Origin of the sequence: Weissella fangxianensis, from assembly GCF_024718545.1 — a bacterium.
In the GTDB taxonomy this organism is placed as follows: Bacteria; Bacillota; Bacilli; order Lactobacillales; family Lactobacillaceae; genus Weissella; species Weissella fangxianensis.
In genome coordinates, this window is record NZ_JAMXDB010000001.1 from 59,496 (window position 1) to 80,852 (window position 21,357).

19 protein-coding genes are annotated in these 21,357 nt (G+C 39.7%); 18 read left to right on the plus strand and 1 reads right to left on the minus strand.

What is annotated here, in order from left to right; translation table 11 throughout:
- Window positions 1–205: 205 nt before the first annotated feature.
- The 5 genes from NGR58_RS00260 (at window position 206) to NGR58_RS00280 (ending at window position 5,300) form a co-directional block, all read left to right on the plus strand.
- Entirely contained in the window at window positions 206–1,750 is a 1,545-nt protein-coding gene (locus NGR58_RS00260) for an MDR family MFS transporter (RefSeq protein ID WP_258087752.1), read from the plus strand.
- A gap of 5 nt (window positions 1,751–1,755) precedes the next feature.
- Window positions 1,756–2,508, plus strand: coding sequence for a DUF4811 domain-containing protein (locus NGR58_RS00265; protein ID WP_258087753.1), 753 nt, complete (start codon window positions 1,756–1,758; stop codon window positions 2,506–2,508).
- 299 nt (window positions 2,509–2,807) lie between these two features.
- A complete protein-coding gene (locus NGR58_RS00270; RefSeq protein WP_075269406.1) occupies window positions 2,808–3,008 on the plus strand; it encodes a cold-shock protein in 201 nt (66 codons plus the stop codon).
- A 95-nt stretch (window positions 3,009–3,103) separates the two neighbouring features.
- Window positions 3,104–3,997 (plus strand): RluA family pseudouridine synthase, encoded by an 894-nt coding sequence (locus NGR58_RS00275; RefSeq protein WP_258087754.1) that lies wholly within the window; start codon window positions 3,104–3,106, stop codon window positions 3,995–3,997.
- Window positions 3,998–4,142: 145 nt separating this feature from the next.
- Window positions 4,143–5,300 (plus strand): CAP domain-containing protein, encoded by a 1,158-nt coding sequence (locus NGR58_RS00280; RefSeq protein ID WP_258087755.1) that lies wholly within the window; start codon window positions 4,143–4,145, stop codon window positions 5,298–5,300.
- Between the two features lie 85 nt (window positions 5,301–5,385).
- Here the strand turns inward: NGR58_RS00280 and NGR58_RS00285 are convergent, their stop codons facing one another.
- The gene (locus NGR58_RS00285) at window positions 5,386–6,624 is read right to left on the minus strand and encodes an aminopeptidase (RefSeq protein WP_258087756.1); all 1,239 of its coding nucleotides are present in this window, start codon (window positions 6,622–6,624) and stop codon (window positions 5,386–5,388) included.
- 533 nt (window positions 6,625–7,157) lie between these two features.
- Here NGR58_RS00285 and NGR58_RS00290 point away from each other — a divergent pair.
- The 13 genes from NGR58_RS00290 to NGR58_RS00350 all read left to right on the plus strand — a co-directional run bounded on the left by NGR58_RS00290 (window position 7,158) and on the right by NGR58_RS00350 (window position 21,348).
- Complete coding sequence (locus NGR58_RS00290) at window positions 7,158–7,823, plus strand: hypothetical protein (RefSeq protein ID WP_258087757.1); 666 nt, start codon at window positions 7,158–7,160, stop codon at window positions 7,821–7,823.
- A gap of 45 nt (window positions 7,824–7,868) precedes the next feature.
- A complete protein-coding gene (gene msrA / locus NGR58_RS00295; protein ID WP_258087758.1) occupies window positions 7,869–8,414 on the plus strand; it encodes a peptide-methionine (S)-S-oxide reductase MsrA in 546 nt (181 codons plus the stop codon).
- Window positions 8,401–8,844 carry a peptide-methionine (R)-S-oxide reductase MsrB gene (gene msrB / locus NGR58_RS00300; RefSeq protein ID WP_258087759.1) on the plus strand — a complete coding sequence of 148 codons (444 nt, stop codon included), beginning with the start codon at window positions 8,401–8,403 and terminating at the stop codon, window positions 8,842–8,844. The genes msrA and msrB overlap by 14 nt, the downstream gene beginning before the upstream one ends.
- A gap of 218 nt (window positions 8,845–9,062) precedes the next feature.
- Window positions 9,063–10,529: a helix-turn-helix domain-containing protein gene (locus tag NGR58_RS00305; protein WP_258087760.1), complete on the plus strand. Its 1,467-nt coding sequence runs from the start codon at window positions 9,063–9,065 to the stop codon at window positions 10,527–10,529.
- Between the two features lie 118 nt (window positions 10,530–10,647).
- The gene (locus NGR58_RS00310; RefSeq protein ID WP_258087761.1) at window positions 10,648–11,598 is read left to right on the plus strand and encodes a hypothetical protein; all 951 of its coding nucleotides are present in this window, start codon (window positions 10,648–10,650) and stop codon (window positions 11,596–11,598) included.
- A 37-nt stretch (window positions 11,599–11,635) separates the two neighbouring features.
- Window positions 11,636–11,971, plus strand: coding sequence for a heavy metal-binding domain-containing protein (locus NGR58_RS00315; RefSeq protein WP_258087762.1), 336 nt, complete (start codon window positions 11,636–11,638; stop codon window positions 11,969–11,971).
- A gap of 353 nt (window positions 11,972–12,324) precedes the next feature.
- Complete coding sequence (locus NGR58_RS00320; protein WP_258087763.1) at window positions 12,325–13,158, plus strand: LicD family protein; 834 nt, start codon at window positions 12,325–12,327, stop codon at window positions 13,156–13,158.
- Window positions 13,151–14,008 carry a hypothetical protein gene (locus tag NGR58_RS00325; protein ID WP_258087764.1) on the plus strand — a complete coding sequence of 286 codons (858 nt, stop codon included), beginning with the start codon at window positions 13,151–13,153 and terminating at the stop codon, window positions 14,006–14,008. Before NGR58_RS00320 ends, NGR58_RS00325 begins: the two co-directional genes overlap by 8 nt.
- Window positions 14,009–14,023: 15 nt before the next feature.
- Window positions 14,024–15,304, plus strand: a complete 1,281-nt coding sequence (locus NGR58_RS00330) for an ATP-binding cassette domain-containing protein (protein WP_258087765.1) — start codon at window positions 14,024–14,026, stop codon at window positions 15,302–15,304.
- Window positions 15,305–15,309: 5 nt separating this feature from the next.
- On the plus strand, window positions 15,310–16,134 hold the full coding sequence (locus NGR58_RS00335; RefSeq protein ID WP_258087766.1) for an ABC transporter permease: 825 nt from the start codon (window positions 15,310–15,312) through the stop codon (window positions 16,132–16,134).
- 11 nt (window positions 16,135–16,145) lie between these two features.
- On the plus strand, window positions 16,146–16,535 hold the full coding sequence (locus NGR58_RS00340; protein WP_258087767.1) for a hypothetical protein: 390 nt from the start codon (window positions 16,146–16,148) through the stop codon (window positions 16,533–16,535).
- Between the two features lie 66 nt (window positions 16,536–16,601).
- Complete coding sequence (locus NGR58_RS00345; protein ID WP_258087768.1) at window positions 16,602–17,339, plus strand: hypothetical protein; 738 nt, start codon at window positions 16,602–16,604, stop codon at window positions 17,337–17,339.
- Window positions 17,340–17,358: 19 nt separating this feature from the next.
- The gene (locus NGR58_RS00350) at window positions 17,359–21,348 is read left to right on the plus strand and encodes a CDP-glycerol glycerophosphotransferase family protein (RefSeq protein WP_258087769.1); all 3,990 of its coding nucleotides are present in this window, start codon (window positions 17,359–17,361) and stop codon (window positions 21,346–21,348) included.
- Window positions 21,349–21,357: the final 9 nt, after the last annotated feature.

Below are 21,357 nucleotides of genomic sequence, written 5' to 3' on the forward strand. Positions count from 1 at the left end.
AATAAATGATGTTATCCTGTAAGGGTTTTCATTGCTTATGGCATAGCGATATTGATAGATGAATTGATGACCACGATTGGCCAGTACAGTTGTTTCTTGTGAACACAACTACAATATTTGTTAAATTACTTAACAAAAAACTTGATTAAATAGAAAACGAGTTTTACAATGATACATTGTGATTAAAACAAATGGAGGAAAACAAATGGCACATGATAAAAGTGTGACTTTGGATATGGACGGTAAGCCATTTAACCGTACAGCCATGGTCGCCGTATTATTAATCGGTACTTTTGCTGGTGTGTTGATGCAAACATCATTGGGAACGGCTATTCCAACCCTAATGAACGATTTTGATATTTCGTTTGCAACGGCGCAACAAGCAACAACTTGGTTCTTACTAGCAAACGGGGTGATGATGCCCGTTTCAGCTTTCTTATCAACGCGTATTAAATCAAGAACATTATATATTATTGCTTATGCACTTTTAACTGCAGGAATGGCTTTGACGGCCTTTACACCTGCTGATTCAAATATGTGGTGGATGTTCTTAGCTGGTCGTATCGTAACTGCCATTGCCGTTGGAGTAACGATGCCTTTGATGCAAGTGGTAATGCTTAACATCTATCCAATTGAAGAACGTGGTGCTGCCATGGGAATCAACGGTATTGTGATTGGGCTAGCGCCTGCTATCGGACCTAGTTTGTCTGGTTGGATCCTTGAAAAGGACCACACGTTACTTGGCTTGACAATTTCTTCTTCATGGCGAACTATCTTTATTTTGCCATTGATCGTTATTGCCATCGCATTTATTTTGTCATTCTTCTATGTTAAGAATGTTTTGCCTACTAAGAAGATTAAGTTGGATGTTGTTTCATTCATCTTGTCAATTCTTGGTTTCGGTGTCTTCCTACTTGGATTTACAAATGTGGCTACAGCAGGTTGGGGTGATTTCTCATCAGTTATCTTACCAATCATCGCTGGTTTGCTACTAATCATTTTGTTCATCTGGCGCCAAGTTAAAATGGATGTACCATTTATGGACGTCCGTGTCTTTAAGAATAAGCAATTCTCATTGACGACCTTAGGCGTTATGTTGGCTATGATGGCCATGATGGGTGTTCAAATGATGTTGCCAACTTACTTGCAAAACGTGCATGGTATGTCAACATTGAATTCTGGACTAGTTTTGTTGCCAGGTGCATTGATGATGGGATTGTTGGCACCATTGACTGGACGTATGTATGACCAAATTGGTGCAAAGCGTCTAGCAATTGTCGGCTTTGCTATCTTGGCTTTGGGAACTTTGCCATTTATGTTCATTACGACAACAACTTCAGGTGCTTTCATTACAGCCCTATATGCTTTGCGTATGTTTGGTGTTGCGATGGTTATGATGCCATTGACGACGATGTCAATGTCAGTTTTGCCAGCTAATGAAGCACCACATGCAACGGCTTCAAACAACACGGCCCGTCAAGTGGCTTCGTCAGTTGTTGTTGCCTTGTTGACATCAGTGACACAAAATATTATCAATAACAACGAGCCAGGTAAGGCTTTGCAGACAGCTAATCCATTACAATATGGATCAGATATGCTTGATGCCTCGATGAAGGGCTTCCGTGTATCATTTGCCATCGGTTTCGGCTTCGCAATTCTTGGTATTATTGTGGCACTATTTGTCCGCGGTGGTCGTGTTGTACCTGAGGGTATGACAAAACATGTCTCATCAGATGAAAAGGAGGATTAGGCAACATGATTATTATTGTTTTAGCAGTATTTGCAGTATTAACATATATCTCATGGTTCTACATTAAAAGTGCGCCAACACGCCTTATTATGGGCCTAATCTCTTTTGCTTTATTAGGAGCAACTGTGTTGTTGCTAACCGCTAATATCAAGTCACATTATGGGATGAAGAATGTGACAACAACTACCGAAAAGACAATTTATTCAGCTGGTGGTTCAAAATCACCCGCTGGTATGTTGATTACACAAGAACTTGGTACGAAGTCAGGCAACTATGTCATGATCTATGCGGATAGTGAAGATGGTAAAGCTAAGCCACATTTTGTCCCAAACAAGAAGAACATGGCCGAGGCTATTAACAAGAAGGCAACTTATAAGACTGCTGATGTTGATAAGGCTACCGTTAAGACGGTGACAACTCGTCGTGAGTGGCAAAATGACTTCTTTAAGTGGTTGTTAGACTTTGGAGGCAAAGGTCACTCATTAGTTAAGCAAACAAGCACTGTGACTGTTCCTAAGAACACTTGGGTCGTTTTGAGTGCTCAACAAGCAAAACAAGTGACAGCAAAGCAAAAGGCAGCTGGTCAAGATAAGGCCGCTGCTGCTGCGCAACAAAAGCAAATGCGTGATGCCATTCAAGCTAAAGTTGCTGCATATATGAAGGATAATCCAAAGGCAAGCGCCAATGACGTTGCCGATTATTCTCATGAAGCAACTGCGGAAATGACAGCAGATGCCATGAAGCAAATGATTAAATAGTCAGTAAAAACATTTATTAACAGGTTAGGTGATTGGGTCGTCTGAATTAGGGGATACTGATAGCTTAACTGCTTAGTAAATGTTTTTTTATTATCAATGTAATCGCCTGCTATAACTGGTATCATCGCTAATCATGCGATAATAATTTCGCTATCAGTTAAAATGTTTGTATCATTAAGTAGGAACACGTGTTATACTTAAAACATAGTTTGAAAGATTTTGTTTTATGTTTCTCAGAAATAAGGGCATCTTCGTTTTGGATTATTAATTTTATGGCAGGATGCCAGGAGGTTTCAGACATGGAACAAGGAACAGTAAAGTGGTTTAACGCAGACAAGGGTTACGGATTTATCTCACGCGAATCAGGCGACGATGTATTCGTACACTTCTCAGCAATCCAATCTGATGGCTTCAAGTCATTAGAAGAAGGTCAAGCTGTATCATTTGAAGTACAACAAGGTGACCGTGGTTTGCAAGCTGCTAACGTTACAAAGTTGTAATCGTTAATCAGCTTAAAAAATAAAAGAGCCTGGGAATTTTCCTAGGCTCTTTTATTGTGGTAATAGTGACGCATTATTTCTATGGAGAGTGTGCAATGGTAGGGTGGACAAAGCAAATCGAGTTGCCAACGGATCAGCCGGCAGTCTCAATTAAAGAGCAACTGACCATGTGGCATGTGCCACGACGGATACGAGGCAATTTTCGAATCGCACGTCGTATTTATTTGAATGGTGAGTATCAACCGACTTCAACTATTTTAAAACCACATGATGTGTTGTTATTGCACTGGTTACCGACTGACTTTATAACGCCGGATTCACATTATGTCCCTGATGATTCACAATCCTTACAAATCCTATATGAAAACGACGAGTTATTAGTTGTTAATAAAATCAAAGGTGTTAAAACGCATCCCAATTCTCCTGGTGAAGATGGTACGATGATGAACTTTGCCCAAGCATACTTGATCAAGCAGGGTAAACGGGCATACATGGTTCATCGTTTGGATGGTCAAACGACTGGGGCCTTGATTATTGCAAAAGTACCATACGTGGTACCAATGTTGAATCAACTGTTACATGATAAGACCATCAAACGTACTTATTTGGCTTGGGTCGACGGCCACCTGACACAGCCAACAGGGACGATTAACCTACCAATTGGTGAACATCCAACTAATAGTCGTTTGCGTCAGATCAATGGTATCAATGCGAAACCCGCAGTGACTCACTGGACAAAAATTAAAACGGTCTATCAACAGACGCTAGTACGTTTACAGTTAGAAACGGGGCGAACTCATCAAATTCGCTTACATATGGCAGCAATCGGGCACCCACTGGTAGGAGATGACTTGTATAATCAACAATCTAATTATGAAGGTGGTTTATTGTTACATTCTGCTAGTGTGCAATTACCGATTCCGTTTTCAAATGACATCAAGTCGATTGGGGCACCGTTACCGTCTAGTTTCCCAGTAAATCTTAAGTAATTACCCGAACTTATTAAGAAATTTCAAAATTTTCCTTTAAAATGTAATGATTTTGTTAAGAACTTCTGTTATTATTAAAAAATGTTGTATTAAACAAAAATTAAATACGCATAAACGCGTAACGAATTAAGGGGAAACTTCTTCAATGGAAATCAAGTCACACAAGAAAATGTATAAGGCAGGTAAGCAATGGGTATCAGTTGCAGTAGCAACTACTGCAGCGGGTGTCGCTTTTGTTGGTGCTAATGAGTCTGCTTCTGCAGATGTATGGCAAGCTAACACTGTTGATCAAGTTGCATCACAAATTTCAGCAAATGGTGGTGTTAACGATTACCAAATCCAAAACGGTGATACGGTTTGGGCATTAGCCATGGCCACAAATGATTCAGTTGATCATTTTGCGACAACTAATGGGATTATTAACCCTGATTTGATTGTTGCTGGTCAATCATTTAATGGGGCAACTGCAGCAACCGCTCAGTCAGCAACTCCACAATCAGCTGCTGCGCCAGCCCAAACTGCTTATACATCAGCACCAGCAGCCAATGAAGCATCATCAGTTGCACCAGCAGATGATACAGCAGCTAGCCAAGCTGCTGCAGACTCTGCTGCTGCTGAATCAGAGGCCGCTGCTATCCAAGCCGCAGCTTCATCGCAAGCTGCTTCTGAAGCCTATGCTGCATCAGTTGCTGCCAGTGTTGCTTCATCACAAGCTGAGGCTGCCTCAATGGCTGCTGCTGAGTCAGACGCAACAGCAGCTAGTGAAGCTGCCGCCAAAGCCGCTCAATCAGAGGCAATGGCTGCAACTGCTAAGTCAAGTGCTGCTGCGCAATCAGCTGCTTCAGTCTCATCATCAGCCGCTGCTGACAGTGCTGCTAAGGCTGCTGCTTCATCACTAGCCGCTGCTAAGCAAGCAACTGATAATCAACAAGCGACTGAAAAGTCAACAACAGCATCTTCATCAACTGCTGGTAACGTTGATAATGCCACATTTGATGCCTTAAAGTCTAAGCGTAGTGGAATGACGACTGAATGGTCATCTGACTTAGCTGCCAAAGCACAAGCACGTGCCCAACAAATTGCTAACAATGGTGGTTCAATTCCCAATGAACACTGGAGCAATGGTAACGAAGTCATTTCAATTGGTTTTGGTGCTGGCTCATCAGTTGTTGATGCTTGGTATAACGAAACAAATATGACGACTGCATCAGGAACTGGTCACCGTGACTGGGAGATGCGTGCAAGTTCAACTCACTTTGGCTTTGCACAAGTTGGTGACGTCATTGTTGGTGTTTCTAACTAATTAAATATTGCAATTAAAAACGAGGTTTGGATGTCAAAGTCCAAACCTCGTTTTCATTATTAGATGTTTTTTGTCACACTCTGTCTTAAGCCCAATTACCTTGGCGGAAAACAGGGACTAGTTGGCCATCTTGAGTGATACCGTCAATGTCCATGTCGGCGGAACCAATCATAAAGTCAACGTGTACGATTGAATCGTTTTGGCCCTTTGCTTGACGATCAGTAACTGATAGTTGGGTACCGTTCTTAATGTTTGAAGGGTAGGCAGCACCAAGTGCTAGGTGATCAGAGGCATTTTCATCAATTAAAGTCGTATAGAAAACAATGTCCGAGTTAGAGATTGGCGAATCATCTGGTACTAATGAAACTTCACCCAATGATGCAGCGCCTGCATCTGTTTGAATTAATTGTTGTAATACGTCTTGACCAGTCGTTGCTTCAGCAGCCACGACCTTGCCATCGGCAAATGTTAATTTAATATCTGTAATTAAGACACCTGAATATGATAAAGGCTTCGTTGATTGTACTGTACCGTCAATATGGCGATAGTCAGGTGACGTAAAGACTTCTTCAGTTGGCATATTTGGTACAAAACGGTTACCAGCTTTGTTGAATGATTCAGCAGCTTCCCAGACATGGTCTTCAGCTAAGCCAACAGTTAATGATGTTTTTTCAAAATGGTATTGAAGTGCCTTGAAATTTTGTTGGTTCAACCAGGCCGCTTTTTCGTTGAGCGTCTCGATATGTTCTTGCCAATCAGCAATGACATCATTATCTTCTGAAATGCGGTTGATCTTGAAAATTTCTTGCCATAATTTATCTTGCGCTTCATCAGCTACTACATCTGGAAATACTTTTTGTGACCATTCCTTACCAGCAGCAGACACAACTAGCCAGGCCACGTCATTATTCATTGTGGCTTGACGAACGGCCGTATTAGCTCTTTGATAGGCTTGTTCATAAAGTGAGACTCGATCACTAGGAACATCGCTAAAGCCATCAGGATCATTTGAAACAATGGAAATTCGTGAGGTTTGGTTAGCCATTAGAGATTCGGCACGGACAGAAACCCAAGCAGGAATATTTGTTAAGGTTGCTTCGCTGGCATGTGTCAAAAATTCGCGTTGCAAAATGGTATCTTTCCATTCAACAATGACTTGATTAGCACCTAATGCATAAGCGGCATGCATAATCCGGTGAACGAGGTCAGCTTGGTCAATCTCGGCATAGATAATGACATCTTGGCCAGGCTTCACATTAATACCAACACGGGTAATTAAATCGGCATATTTATCTAATAACTGATCGAAATGTTTAATTGTCATGATTTTTTCTCCATTTTTTAAGATAACTATCATTTTACAGGTATAGTAGGGTTTCGTCACGCTCTGTCTAAACGCGTTCCAAAAGTCTGAAGCCTTAATGTAACGACAATGGCATAATTTCGTCTCTTCGCTGCGCTTCGAGCCAAAATGACACCACCATCGTTACAACTGTCTTCAAAGCAACTTTTGTCTCGCTCTTCTTAAACGCGTTCCAAAAAATTGAAATCTCAATGTAATGCAGTTTACGCCATTCCTGTCCTCCGCTTTGCTTCGGCCAAAAATGACGCAAACAACATTACACAACGACTTCAAACCATTTTTCGTCACGCTCTGTCTAAACGCGCTCCAAAAGTCTGAAGATTCAATGTAAGAACAGAGACCTTATTCCGTCTCTTCGCTGCACTACGAGTCAAAATAAGGTCCCCATTCTTACACACCAGCTTCAAAACGACTTTTGTCACGCTCTGTCTTGAATTGTTGGTTAGTTGCAAATCGTGATATAATGCAACAAATACTTATTGAAGGAGCATAGCATGAGTCGAAAGAAGATTATGTTATCGGTACTCGGACTCGTTGTGGTCATTGTGGCTGGTTATGGTGCCATCATATGGTTTAGTGATGATCGGACGTATACGAGAGAATTAAATAAAGCCCGTGATGCCGTCGCGGTTCAGGACTGGCAGACTGCCAAGAAACATTATCAGGCGTCACGGCAGGTACGTGTTTCTGTTGAGAACCGGACCGCCAGTGAACAATTGAATGATTTAGAGCGAGCAGATGCAGCGATTAAGAAACAAAATTGGGAATCAGCCCAAAGTTTGTATCAGCGCGCGATTGATACTGATGGTGGGGTGGACTTACTAAAAAAGGCCGCTACAACAAATCAACGTTTTGTAACAGCTAAGAAGGATACTGGTAAATACCAATCATCAGCTTCGTCGTTACAAAAATCAGTGGATAAGAAAGACAGTGAGCTCAAAGACTTAAAGAAGCAAATGAGCGAGTCGACAGCTGCAGCTCAAGCGGCTCAAAGTTCAGCTGATAAGGCCTTGGCAGATGCGAAAGCAAATGCGGACGATGCTAATAAACAAGCCGCGTCAGCTGCATCAGCTTCGCAAAAAGCAGCAGATGATGCTAAGAAGGCATCAGAATCAAGTAGTAAAGATGATGATGACAAAGATAAAGACGATAAAGATTAAAAAAGTAGGTTAACGGTGTATCCTATTAATTAGGGGGTATGATTAATGACAAAGCAAACAGCTATTTTTGCAGGTGGATGTTTTTGGTGTATGGTCGAACCGTTCGAAACCTTACCAGGAATTGAAAAAGTACGATCAGGCTATACCGGTGGTACGATGGTTGATCCAACGTATGACGAGGTAGCTGCTCATATTACTGGCCATACAGAAGCAGTTAAGATTTGGTTCGATGACGACATTGTGTCATATGAGTCTTTGGTCGAACTTTATTGGCAACTGGCTGATCCAACTGATGCCATGGGACAATTTGCGGATCGTGGTGACACTTATCGACCAGTTATCTTTGTTAAGGATGACACACAACGTCAAATCGCTGAATCTTCTAAGCAGGCATTAGATTCATCCGGGCGTTTTGATCAGCCGATTGTAACAACGATCGAAGATGCTAAACCATTTTACGATGCTGAAGAAGAACATCAACAGTTTTATAAGAAAAATCCATTGCGTGAAATGATGATGATGATGCCAAGAAAGAGGTATCAGCACAAGTATTGGTCAGATAAGGAGGATGCAAATAATGGCAAAGCCTAATGAAGCAGATTTACGTGAGCAATTAACACCAGAACAATATGCTGTCACCCAAGAGGCGGCAACTGAAGCGCCATTCAATAATAAATATGATGCCTGGTTTGATGAAGGTATTTATGTTGATGTTGTGAGTGGTGAACCATTGTTTAGTTCTTTGGATAAATACGATGCTGGTTGTGGATGGCCATCATTTACAAAGCCAATCGAGAAAAAATCAGTAAAGCGCCATCTTGATACATCACGTGGGATGTATCGAACAGAAGTTAAGTCACAAAATGCTGAATCACATTTGGGTCATGTATTTACTGATGGTCCAATCGCACAGGGTGGGTTACGCTATTGTATTAATTCAGCTGCGCTAAAATTTGTGCCGGTCGCTGAATTAGCGGATCAAGGATATAGTGAGTATGAGTCACAATTTAATAAAGAATAGATATTCACTTAAGCGGCGATAAGCTGTTTTCAAGCCACTTTCATGGAGTTGTCATGAAGGTGGCTTTTGACTAGGGATTAGTTTAGAAATTGGTGGACTTAACTAAAAGGTATTTATATCGACTATATTTTTTTCATCGGGTAAAAAATTAGCGAAATTAAATTGATAAATAAAGTTATGATGGCTTTATGACTAATCAAATGGAGAGAGTGGACACAATGAATTGGTTACTTTCAAAGAAAGATGAGCATCGATTGGCACTACATCAGTACTTAATCACTCATCATAGTAAAAGCTTTTTAATTAAAGATTTGATGGCAGCGATGGGCTGGTCTCGGTACCTGACACTACAAGCTGCGCAACAGTTAAACATTGACTGTCAGGCAATTACCCAGTCATCACAAGACTTCATTATTCTGTCTGATGCTAATCGGACAATAACCTTGCATGATTTACAGTTAATTAGTAGTGCTGCCTTGAAAGGGTATTATTTACGACAATCACTAAAATTTGACCTCCTGTTGGATGTTTTTCTGGAAGGCGTCCATTCTAATGAAGTGATTGCTTTTCGTCATTCCTCTAGTACAACCGTGGTTCGGTTGGTAAAAGAAGAAGTACGTGAACAATTGTTGCAACAGGGTATTCGGATTGCGGATAATTATCAATTATTGGGTGATGAGCGCCAAATTCGGACGATGATGATTGAGCAAATCTACCTAGCTTTTGCTAATTCGCCGTTACCGTTTAGTCAAGAGACGCAACAATATGTGAAACAGGTTCAAAATGATGTGGTCCCTTTATTGACGAAGCGGGCAACGATTAAGCGTGTACTAGAAATTACGATTGGTGTCTGGCATACACGCGTGATGAACGGTCATCATATTCAATCAACGGATGAAGATTTGCTTAAACCAACCGAAGAGTTGCAATTTTCTGCCAAACAACTAATGGGACAGTTTGCCTCATATCTAAGACTACGGTTAGATCCTGAAGATACTTGGGTGGACGATGAGCTCCGTTATGGTTTGTCGGTATGTTATGCGTTGGGTATTGGGCAAACGACCGATTATTTATCGGATTTAACAGCTGATAATCAAGCAACTGTTACTTGGGTCGTTGAACGAATTGGTCGCGCTTACTGGCATTATTTTATGAAAGAACTGCCTGAAGAACAAAAACAAGCCATCAAAGCATTGATTGGGCCAGTTTTGATTCGTTTATGTTATTTCCCACCATATGATATTCAACCTTTGCCAGATGTTGATTTTCAAATGCAAACTTATCCAATTCACACGGCTTTTACGAAGCAGGTCATTCATATGTTTACGCATCGGTTTGATTATAGTGAGGAACAATTGATGGGGATGCTGTTCAATCCGTTACTAAGCACTTTTATTAAAGTGTTTACGGTGGCGGATATTTTCCCGATGATTACAGTGACGATTGATTTGATTGACATGCCCGCGTTAGAGAATTATTTAACACAAATGGTTAGTCAATGGGATACATTAAATATAAAAATCACCAATGAGTTGACCGAAGATACGGACTTTTATCTATCTAATGTGATGATTAGTCAACAAATACCCGGTTTTGCCTGGCAGACTATTCCAGAGTGGTCAGAACGTTTAGCATTACGACAAAAGATGATTGATTTGACAATGCGTCGTTTTTATAAATTGTAATACATAAGTATTAGAATTGGTGATTAATCAACGCTTTTGCTACAATTGCAATGGAGTATCATAACTAAAAAGAAATGTGGGCGATGATTTCATCAGAGTAGTTGTAAAGGGGATTATTATGAATAAAACAGCTGTTGTCAGTACTACTGTTGTGGTGATTGCGTTAGTTGTAGGTGGCGGAACCTATGCTGTCTTGCATACACCAAAGCGACAGTTTGCGTCTAACTTAGTCAAGATGACCAAAAGTAATGATAATATTGCAAATTTTCACGTAAAGGCCAATGGTACTGGTAATGATATGGGGAGTGTCAGCGGTACGCTTAAAGCAGATTCACAGAATGAAAATAAATTAGCCGTACATTTAAAAGTAACTGATAAAAATACACCAGAAGCCATGAATATTAAAATGGATAAAAAACACATTTATGTGTCTGCGGATATGCTGACAAGTTCAGTGAAAGGATATGGCTTAAAAGGTCTAACTAAAGTAACCAAATCACTGGATAAATATTGGCTTGATTCGTCTCAAAGTGAGTCGTTAAAAGATTCGTACAGCTCTATTGATACGAAAGAAGTCCGTTCAGACGCGACCGCCGTTACAGAATGGTTTAAAGATTTAGACAGTCATAAGTTCAAGAAAGTGTCTAATGGCTACAGAGTTAACTTGAATAAAGCAGATATGAAAAGTTTGATGACGAAGATTTCAAAAACAAAATCAGGTAAGGAAATCCCGAAGTCTGAATGGCAAGAGGCCAAATCAGATCTTGATCCAGTCAAAAACTTCATGCTCAAGTTAACTGTTGGTGATAAAGGAAACTCATTTGCAATTGATTTTTCGGGAAAAGAAAATAATCACAAGGAACAATTAACCGCTAAAATCAATACAAAACGAGATAATAAGTTAAAGGTAAAGATGCCTGCTAAGTCATTGATCAAGACTGAGTCACAGTTATCAGAATTACTAGAAGAAAAGATGTTAGCTTACTATAGTGATCAAATCGGCTCATCAATTGATGAATTTAATTCATCAGTTAGTTCGTCAACAGACGACGATGTTTTGGATGCGTAGTTGGTAGTAAATAAGCGATAAATAAGGAGAAATATGTATGTCTGAAAGAGTGTTGGTAACAACCACCGAAGCAATTGCAGGTTACCATGTTGTTGAAACGATGGGTGAAGTGTTTGGTTTAACAACCCGTTCACGAAATGTGGTGTCATCATTTGCTCAATCAATGAAAGCGATTGTTGGTGGTGAAATCAAAGGTTATACAAAGTTGCAAGATGCCGCCCGTAACGATGCCATTGATCGGTTGAAAACTGCTGCTGCTGAACTAGATGCCAATGCCGTTGTAATGATGCGCTTTGACTCGTCATCAGGAGCAATTGGTGATTCAGTGACAGCTTATGGGACTGCTGTAAAGATTGAGAAGGATATTGATTAAATAGAGCGAGACAAAAGTCGTTTTGAATCCGGTGTGTCATATGTTTTGTCGAAGCAAAGCGAAGGGCAGGAATGGCGTAAATTTTGTTACATTGAGGATTCAGACTTTTGGAATGCGTTTTTAATATAAATTAAAGCGTTAGTGGATTGTTGCACTAACGCTTTTTTGCTGGAAAATTCAAGTGAAACCGCCAGTTTCAGGCATTGTCACTTGGTTGTGTATAGAAAGAAATTGAGATAAACTTAGAACGTTAGTAGTAATTTTTTACATACTTATAAAAAATTTTGAGATTATAGCAATAATTCATGTTGATGGGCATTACAATGAGTTAGCGAAAAGATTGGGGTATTGGAATGGGTGAACAATTAAAATATTTAACTGTACCTGAGGTGCAGAAAATCATGTTGGCTATTCTAGCTGACATGATTAAATATTTTAATGAACATAATTACCATTATGTCTTAACGGGTGGCAGTGCCTTAGGGGCGGTCCGTCATCAAGGATTTATTCCTTGGGATGATGACGCCGATGTGGCATTGCCGAGAGATGAATACGAACAGTTTATTCGTGACTATCGACCATATAATTCACAGTATGAATTGTTGACTCCGTACAATACTGAGAATTGGCTATATGCGTATGCGCGTGTGAGTGATACGCAAACGCAAGCAGACGGTAAATGGGCATTGGTTCATAATGGTGTTTATGTGGATGTTTTTCCGATTGATGCGGTACCAAAATCCAAAGTCGGTCAAAAGATAGCGTATTATCAGATGAAATATCTCGATGTAATGCGGAATTCTACCCGGCGGATTGCTATTTCAAAACAGGAACCCGGCTGGTGGTTGAAACCACTGCTTATTAAATATGCGCAACGGCATCCGACGGGGTGGTGGGTGCAACGCATGGATAAGTTAGCGCAAAAGATGAATCAACGCCATGTTGCGCGTTCAGATATCTATAGTTTGTACATTGTCCAGGGATTGAATAAAACAAGGGAAAATTTTCCACTAGCTGTTTATCAACAACGACAGTCAGTCCCGTTTGAAGATTTAACTGTTTATATACCGGCAGATAGCCAATCTTACCTCACCCAGATGTATGGTGATTGGCGAGCTTTGCCACCGAAAAAGAAACAAAAAACGCATGCCCGTTTTTATAATAAAGGAGTAGAAGTACATGATTAGTTTATACATACTACTCATCGCTAGTGTTGTCGCCATTTTTGGGTTGTTTGTGACTATTTTTGCCCGCGTTAAGAAGATTGATCGTTCTAAGAGAATGGGGCATTTTTTCCTGACATTTGGGATAATCGTTGCCTTATTTGCCGGCTTTTCAATTAATAAAGAAAAAGAGGCACATCAAGCAGCCCAAGATCACCAAAAGAAAGTTCAAGCAGAACAAATTTATGATGCCGAACTGGTTCATTTGAGTGATAAAAAAGTGAAAATCAAAGATGGTAAAGCCAAGGTGACGATTCACGTGTCTAAGAATACAGCCGTGAAAGTATCTAGTAATCATGAACAGCTCCATGATTTAAACTACAAACCTAATAAAAGTAAAAAAGATATCAAGGTGACTTTTGTGATGCCGGGTAAGTATACGGTTAAGGCAACACGTGGTCAAAACAAAATCACGAAGCATATTACGGTTCAAAAGGATGACCAAAAAAATGTCAGTGAATCAACGAGTACTTCGACTAGTGAAGAAGCAATTGTTGAGCCATCCAGTGAAGTTGTTGAAGAACCAGCTGTGACTGAAGAAACGAGTACTGAAGAGGCAATTGATCCAGGATTGACTGAAGATAGTGCAGAAACTGATACTGCCGAAGCTGAAGTGGCACCATCTTATGATGAGACACCAAACTATACGCCAACTTGGACGCCGGATACTCCTGCAGATACGCCGGCTAGTGACACTGGTGGGGCGGCAACCGATACAGGTGCCGCTGATACTGGTACACAAGGTAGTGAAGCATCAGATGATGCGGCCGGTACAGAAGACTCAGTTGTTGATGATGGTAGCGCAGTACAATGAAGATAGGTTAGAAAAATGGTTGAAAAAAAAGTAACCGTTGCAGCAAATCATGTGACGAAGCGATTTGATTTAGCTGAACGACAATCAGATAAAGTAAAAGCTGTCTTCAAATTTTGGGGTAAAGGTATTCCTAACTTTTGGGCAGTCAAAGGTGTGTCCTTTGAAGCACATGCAGGTGAAACCATTGGGGTGATTGGGACCAATGGATCAGGTAAATCAACCTTACTAGAAATGGTAGCGGGATTGACCCAACCAACCAGTGGACAAATGACGATTAATGGGTCAACTTCAATTATTGCGATTGGGGCGGGGATGCGACCAAAATTAACTGGACGCGCCAATATTCGTTTAAAGGCCTTGATGCAAGGAATGACGGAAAAAGAAATTGAAGCCAAGATGGATGACATCATCGAGTTTTCTGAACTAGGTGACTTTATTGACCAACCGGTTAAATCATATTCATCTGGTATGAAATCCAAGCTAGGCTTTGCTATTTCAGTCTATTCCGATGCTGATATCGTCATTATTGACGAGGCCCTCTCTGTGGGTGATCCGACATTTACGCAAAAATCAATGGAACGTACAAAACGCTTTAAAGAAGAGGGTAAAACCATCTTTTTCGTGTCGCATTCCGCAGCGCAAATGCGTCAAATGGCGGACCGCGTGATTTGGATGCACTATGGTGATATCCGGATGGATGGTCCAATTGATGAAGTGATGCCGGAATATGATCGTTTCTTAAAGCATTTCAATCGTTTTTCAGAAAATGAGCGATTGGCCTATCAGAAGCGGTATAAGGAAGCACAAAAAACATTTACGCTAGGACATTTAAAGCAATTGGAACGTAATCGACAAATGTTATTGGATCCATCAACGGCTTTGAAACGACAAAAAGAAGATGAACACTCCTTTACTGAGGGCAGCGAGAAAATGGGATGGTTCACTCGTGTCTTTTTGATTGTCATTACAATATTGACGGTGGGGTTGATGAATAAGCAATTGTTAAACATGTCATGGGCCAATGTGGCAGCGCACCCGACCCATTTGATTACAAATTTTGCACCATCAAAGTTGGCTCAGTTAAACCAGCGCCATGGACGTATCGGTACCACTAATCCTGCTGAAACACCTGTTTACTCGGCAACGCAAAATACGTATACGGTAAAAGATGGTGAAACATTGGTCGGAATTGCTGAAAAAGCAAACATTTCGGTCACTGCCATTATGGAAGCTAATCAGATGATGGACCAAGTGGTTAATCCTGGGCAAGAAATTATTTTGCCGGTTGAGAGGTAGTTATTGTGAAAGATATTTTGAAAATTTTTAAGGAATTAGTAAAGAGTTGGCCAGTGGTGCAACGAATTGCTCGTTACAATAATGATCAAACTTACCGGGAAAATTATTTGGGTGATTTTTGGCATTTTGCAGACCCAGCATTGCAAATTGGTATCATGATTTTGATGTTTGCGGTTCGTAATGGTAGTGACAATGGTAATCCTCACGCTACTGGTTTAGCAGGGTATATTGCTTGGATTGCCTTAGGAATGGTCACTTACTTCTTTATGCAAGCGGCTATGCAAAAGTCGGCAAAGAGTATTCAATCACAAATTAATATGTTATCTCGTATGAAATTTTCTTTGTCCGCTATTCCAATGACGGAAATTATTACCGAGTTACGGCGTTACTTTGTCATGCTAGGTATGGCATTTTTCGCCATCTTGTTTATGAATGTTAAACCATCGATTTATTGGTTACAATTCTTTTATTACTTTTTTGCGATGATGATTTTCTTGTATGCATTATCGTTAGTGACTTCAACAATTACCGTGTTAGTACCAGACTTTTATAATGCCTATACAGCAGTCTTACGTGTAGGAATGTGGGTTTCGGGTGTGATTATTCCAGTGGATAGTCCCAAGTTCCCACTGTTGTTGTCAAATATATTGAAATTAAATCCATTGTATTACATTATTCAAGGATTTAGAGAAACGCTTTTGGAGAACCCGGTCTGGTTTTGGCATAACATAACAGCGAATCTGTTGTTCTGGGGGATTGTGATTATTCTCCTCACGGTCGGTGCACATATCCATATGCGTTTCCGTAATCGTTTCATGGACTTTGTATAAAGGAAGAAATAATGAAAAAGACACTAGGAATCATTCAAGTATTAGCAATTTTGGTTATTGGTATCATGATTGGGGCTTTTGCCGAACGCAGTCATGCGTTTGGTTATGCGGACAACACACCAATTATTCCCAATGGTACTTATAAAACATCAAATGCGAATAAGTGGCAAACAATGAAAGTTTCAGGCTCTGAAGTCAAAGATGCAAAAGGTAAGCATCTAGTAGTTGTGGACAATCGCTTTACTAATCGTACCCGTGGTCGGTTGGTCTTGGCCAGTCCTGATAAGGGTAATCGTTCATGGTCATACTATATTGCTAAGGTCAAAGAAGGTTGGCGAGTAAGTCCAATTATTAATGGTGAACCTGACCATGATTCGGACTTCATTGTTTACGTCAATTAATGTATAAGGAATTCTCATACCAGGATTAGCTCCTGGATACATATAAAAAATTAGAGGGACATTCATATGAGTAATCAAGTAAAAATCATTATCGATAAGTTAGGCACTGCTGAAGTGACAACGATTAAACATTACATGACTAATTTACGTCAGCTTATTGGCTCTGATTTCACGTTGACGATTTTAGATCCACGGTATAAAGGTGACTATAACCAGTTGATTAATGAGTATGAAAAGCTTTCGGGCGAATTCCCTAACATAAAGATTGAAAGTTTCTACGTGTCACAGTATTTGAAGAGCAATCAACGTGATAATGTCAACCAATTTACACAGGACTATATTGGTAATCAAAAGTTTACTGTTAAAAAGAAAGATGGCCAACGTCTTTTTATGCAAGATGGTGAAGTGCGAATTGCTATTATCAACAACAAAGCTGGCAAAGTAACTGCAGTTGATTTTGCTAAGCCAGGTCAAAAGAAACCACATCAACGTGTCTCGGTGAATACCTCTGGTAACATTCAGGTGTTGCGTCATTTTGATGATAAAACTCATTTGCCAGTCGTTGATGAATATTTGGATACAGACTTAAATACACAGCTAGTTGTTCACTTTGATGAACGTGGTTTACGAGCAGATTACCAACTAGTTGGGTGGAATGAACCAGTTGTATATAGTGAGGTTGATTTATATGAACAATGGTTTGGTCGTGTGATTGCACCAGACAATTATGTAATTAATATGAATCGCCACTATGATGTGTTATTTGAACATCAGCATGACGTGACTAAAGTTTTTCTAATGTAATGATTGGGTGGCATTTGAGATGGATTTGAAAAAAAAAGCAAAACGTGTAGCACATATTTCAGAAGTCGCCATGACCTATCGATACTCTGATTTGAAAAAAACACGTGAATATTATATACGTCATTATGATCAGGCAATGGTTGATGAACAGGTTGTTCTGTACGAGACTCGTGATGGGCAATCAATGACGGATTCACCGCTAGCAATTTTTCGTTATTTGAGTTCCCATGCGCAATATCAATATCTGCAACATGTGTGGGTGGTAACAGATGATAGTCAAGAAAATCTAGCAAAAATGGTTGCAAATATACCGACTGATATGCAGTCGCAGATTATTTGGGTTAAGCGTAATACCATAGCATATGCTAAATGGTTATTAAAGGCTAAGTTTCTTGTGACCAATTCAACGTTCCAGTCATTCTGGCATAAGAAACCAGAGCAAGTCTATTTAAATACATGGCATGGTACGCCATTGAAATATATGGGTTATGATATTCCCGGTTCAAAGACATCCTTAAAAAATGTGCAACGTAATTTATTAATGGCTGACTATATTATTTCACCAAACGCGCATACATCACATGTGTTTTTAGACCGTTATAAGTTAAATGGCTTGTACCAAGGTGAAGTTCTTGAAGGTGGTTATCCGCGCATTGACTTAACCTATGCTCACGAGCAAAAAAATACCTTGGCATACTTACAGCAAAGTGGTGTGCAACTAGACTTAACGCAGCCAATCGTTATGTACACACCAACTTGGAAGGGGACATCGATTACCAACCCTTCAGGTAGTATTAACCAAATTTATGAAGAGATTAAGCGATTAAAACAGTTAAACCCTGATAAAAATATCCTGGTTAAAGTACATCCATACGCTTATCCGTTGGCCAAACGTCATGAAGGTTTACGTCCATATTTAGTTTCTGATGAAGTGGATGCTAACTTGATTTTAGGGATTACGGATATCTTAATTACTGATTATTCAAGTATTTTCTTTGACTATTTAGTAACCAATAAACCAGTTATTTTTTATGCTTGGGATCATGAACTATACAGTAGTTATCGTGGTATGTATTTTGATGATAATGAGTTACCTGGTCCAATTTTAGATGATATTGAAACCGTGGGTCATGCATTACAGCATACTGACCAAATTAGTGAACGGTATCATGGTAAATATCAGCAACTTAAAGAAAAGATTGTGTCTTATGATGACGGTCAAGTCACTGCCCGTATCGTTCAAACAGTCTTTAATCAGCAATCAGTACCAGGCATAAAGCATGTCCAAGCGAGTGGTTTGAATAAGACAAAATTGCTGATTTATCCTGGCGGTATGGGAAATAATGGGATTACGACCAGTGCCATCAACTTAAGCCAAAATATTGATTATGATAAATATGATGTGACGTATTTATTGTGGGATAACGATAACGAAGAAATTATTAATAATGTCGCGCAATTAGATGAGCATGTACGTGTTATGTATCGCTTTGGTGTTACTGCCTTAACCCGTCCAGAACACCGACAAGATCGCTATATTAGTGAACATGGTATCAAACAGTGGTCTGATACCAATATTCCGAAAGCTGGGTACAAACGTGAAGCAGATCGATTATTTAATAGTGTGCAATTTGATACATTAATTGATTTTTCTGGCTACTCATTTAATGGTTTGAAGTTGTTTGTGGTGATGTCCAGAAAACAACTAGTTGTTTATCAACATAATGATTTGTATGTTGATTCGCAAAAGGTGATTAACGGTAAGCAAGTTCATGCTAAGAAGTTGGGGGCATTGTTCACGCTCTATCAAGTTTTCGATAAAATTGTTTCTGTTTCGGAAACCTTAAAGCAAATTAATGAGAAAAAGTTATCAAAATACGTCCGTCCAGAACAAATGGCAGCTGTCCCAAACTCATTGACATTACCTACGGCAGCCGATGAACAAATGCATGATTTGCCTGTGATTGAAGATTACCAAGCAGCTGCAAACATGCGTGTACAAGATACTGAGATGTATATGTCTTTGGCAGATATCGCGCAGGATAATCACATTATTAAAACAGTGAATGATGACGATCATATTCGTATTCTTGGTCGTGCCCGCATTAATCAGCGGACATTTTATAAGCTTGCAATTAATGATTTGCCAAGTGGTTGGGTCACTGCAAAGGCGATTGATGTTCATGAAGTCAATGAATTATTGTACCAAGAACCAGTACATCAAATTGGCTGGGTGTACAACAATAAACGACGTCTGTTCCAAACACCTTATTTAAAGGGGAATGACGCGAATGATGTGATTGGTCAGGCAAAATGGTTAAACCATACTTTTGTAAAAATTGTTGCGCAAGCTGAAACAGGGGACGGTCGTTATTATCAGGTACAGTTACCAAAAAATCAGCAATTAGCTTGGTTAAAGGCATCAAGTATCTTGCCAATGCAGTATTCATCACGTTTTGCCTTTTATCAATGGTTATGGAATCGTCTATCTAATAAAGTTACTGAACAAGTATATAATGTTGGTGTCAAACAGCTATTTACGATTGATCATGAAGTTATCTTGACTAACCAACCCTTAGGATTGAGCAAACGTGGTATTAAACAAAGACCATTGAAGACAGTCAATAAACTTTATTTAGCAACTGCGTTTGCGAAAACAATGACGGGTAATTATTTCAGAGTAAAAGTTGGTCAAAAACAGTGGTGGATCGCTGAACAGGATATGAATAAACAGTCTATTGATATGTTACTGACGAACAACTATCACGTCAGTTTGAATGACTATCTAGATGTACCTGTTAACCGAGCATTAATCTTTAACCATACTAGTGAGCAAATGATTCGTTCACAGTTTAATGCATTACCAAATGATTTGGTAATTACTGATGGTTATCGAACTGTTCAGTTAGTGAATAATCAACCAGTTTATCAATTATATTCTGAAAAATTTGATGAATCGGTGATGGTACCAGTAAATGAAGTATTTGTACTAGACACGACGCACTTTGACGAGGTTTATACGGTCAGCCATGACACTATTGTTGATTATCAAGTGATGCTTCTAAGTCAGGAGTTGCAAAAGTTAGCAGTAAAAGACCACATTGTTGAATTAGCGCGGGTATGGAATTGGCAAACTGAATCATTTGTGATTTATGGCCAGTTTGATAATCAGTATGGTTGGTTTGATGAATCGGTATTAACCAATGAATATGTGGCACCACTGTCTGTACAAGAAAAGTTGCTACCTGATGAACAATCTGGCGTTAAGTTAGTGGCAGATGTGTTGCCGGTTGATGAGATTCAACCAGTTGATCAGATTAATAAACCATGGATTACAAGAAAAATTTCTGTATGGGATGGTGATAAACATTACACACAGTTGACTCGACAAAATGGACAAACTATTTTGCTAGCCGATACAGGTGATGCAATATTAGCTGCGGATGCACAACATGCATTTTCAGACTCTTTGTTGTACCAAAATGGTCGTCAGTGGGCAACTTATAATCATTTCGTTTTTGTCGCTGTTGGCCGTTTATCACCTGAAAAAAACCAAACGATGCTATTAGATGCTTTTGCAAAGATTTATGCCAAACATCCGGAAGCCGAATTAATCATTATTGGTGATGGTGTTAGTCGTAACGAATTAGAAAATAAAGCTGTAGAACTGGGCATTGCCAATGTTGTCCTATTTACTGGTCAAATTGATAATCCTGCGGATTATTTGGCACTGGCCGATGTTTTCGTACATCCGTCACTGTATGAGGGTCAGCCGATGGTCTTGTTGGAAGCCTTAATGCAGCAACGGTTAATTGTGGCAACTAATATTGCTGCGAATGTGGGTGTGATAGGTAACCAAAAATACGGTTTGGTAACGCAGGATGTGGCCGCAACCTCATTTGCGCAATTAATGTTGTTTACTATGGAAGAACAAACTAAATTAGAAAAATTTGATATTAACAGTTACCAAGAGCAAGCGCGCCAAGCGTTTAATGCTATACTTAAATAATGAATACTA

What these genes read in the sequence shown, in the direction of transcription:
- NGR58_RS00260 (WP_258087752.1), top strand. Translation starts at nt 206, where the DNA reads ATGGCACATGATAAAAGTGTGACTTTGGATATGGACGGTAAGCCATTT.
- NGR58_RS00265 (WP_258087753.1), top strand. Translation starts at nt 1,756, where the DNA reads ATGATTATTATTGTTTTAGCAGTATTTGCAGTATTAACATATATCTCA.
- NGR58_RS00270 (WP_075269406.1), top strand. Translation starts at nt 2,808, where the DNA reads ATGGAACAAGGAACAGTAAAGTGGTTTAACGCAGACAAGGGTTACGGA.
- NGR58_RS00275 (WP_258087754.1), top strand. Translation starts at nt 3,104, where the DNA reads ATGGTAGGGTGGACAAAGCAAATCGAGTTGCCAACGGATCAGCCGGCA.
- NGR58_RS00280 (WP_258087755.1), top strand. Translation starts at nt 4,143, where the DNA reads ATGGAAATCAAGTCACACAAGAAAATGTATAAGGCAGGTAAGCAATGG.
- NGR58_RS00285 (WP_258087756.1), bottom strand. Translation starts at nt 6,624, where the DNA reads ATGACAATTAAACATTTCGATCAGTTATTAGATAAATATGCCGATTTA.
- NGR58_RS00290 (WP_258087757.1), top strand. Translation starts at nt 7,158, where the DNA reads ATGAGTCGAAAGAAGATTATGTTATCGGTACTCGGACTCGTTGTGGTC.
- msrA (WP_258087758.1), top strand. Translation starts at nt 7,869, where the DNA reads ATGACAAAGCAAACAGCTATTTTTGCAGGTGGATGTTTTTGGTGTATG.
- msrB (WP_258087759.1), top strand. Translation starts at nt 8,401, where the DNA reads ATGGCAAAGCCTAATGAAGCAGATTTACGTGAGCAATTAACACCAGAA.
- NGR58_RS00305 (WP_258087760.1), top strand. Translation starts at nt 9,063, where the DNA reads ATGAATTGGTTACTTTCAAAGAAAGATGAGCATCGATTGGCACTACAT.
- NGR58_RS00310 (WP_258087761.1), top strand. Translation starts at nt 10,648, where the DNA reads ATGAATAAAACAGCTGTTGTCAGTACTACTGTTGTGGTGATTGCGTTA.
- NGR58_RS00315 (WP_258087762.1), top strand. Translation starts at nt 11,636, where the DNA reads ATGTCTGAAAGAGTGTTGGTAACAACCACCGAAGCAATTGCAGGTTAC.
- NGR58_RS00320 (WP_258087763.1), top strand. Translation starts at nt 12,325, where the DNA reads ATGGGTGAACAATTAAAATATTTAACTGTACCTGAGGTGCAGAAAATC.
- NGR58_RS00325 (WP_258087764.1), top strand. Translation starts at nt 13,151, where the DNA reads ATGATTAGTTTATACATACTACTCATCGCTAGTGTTGTCGCCATTTTT.
- NGR58_RS00330 (WP_258087765.1), top strand. Translation starts at nt 14,024, where the DNA reads ATGGTTGAAAAAAAAGTAACCGTTGCAGCAAATCATGTGACGAAGCGA.
- NGR58_RS00340 (WP_258087767.1), top strand. Translation starts at nt 16,146, where the DNA reads ATGAAAAAGACACTAGGAATCATTCAAGTATTAGCAATTTTGGTTATT.
- NGR58_RS00345 (WP_258087768.1), top strand. Translation starts at nt 16,602, where the DNA reads ATGAGTAATCAAGTAAAAATCATTATCGATAAGTTAGGCACTGCTGAA.
- NGR58_RS00350 (WP_258087769.1), top strand. Translation starts at nt 17,359, where the DNA reads ATGGATTTGAAAAAAAAAGCAAAACGTGTAGCACATATTTCAGAAGTC.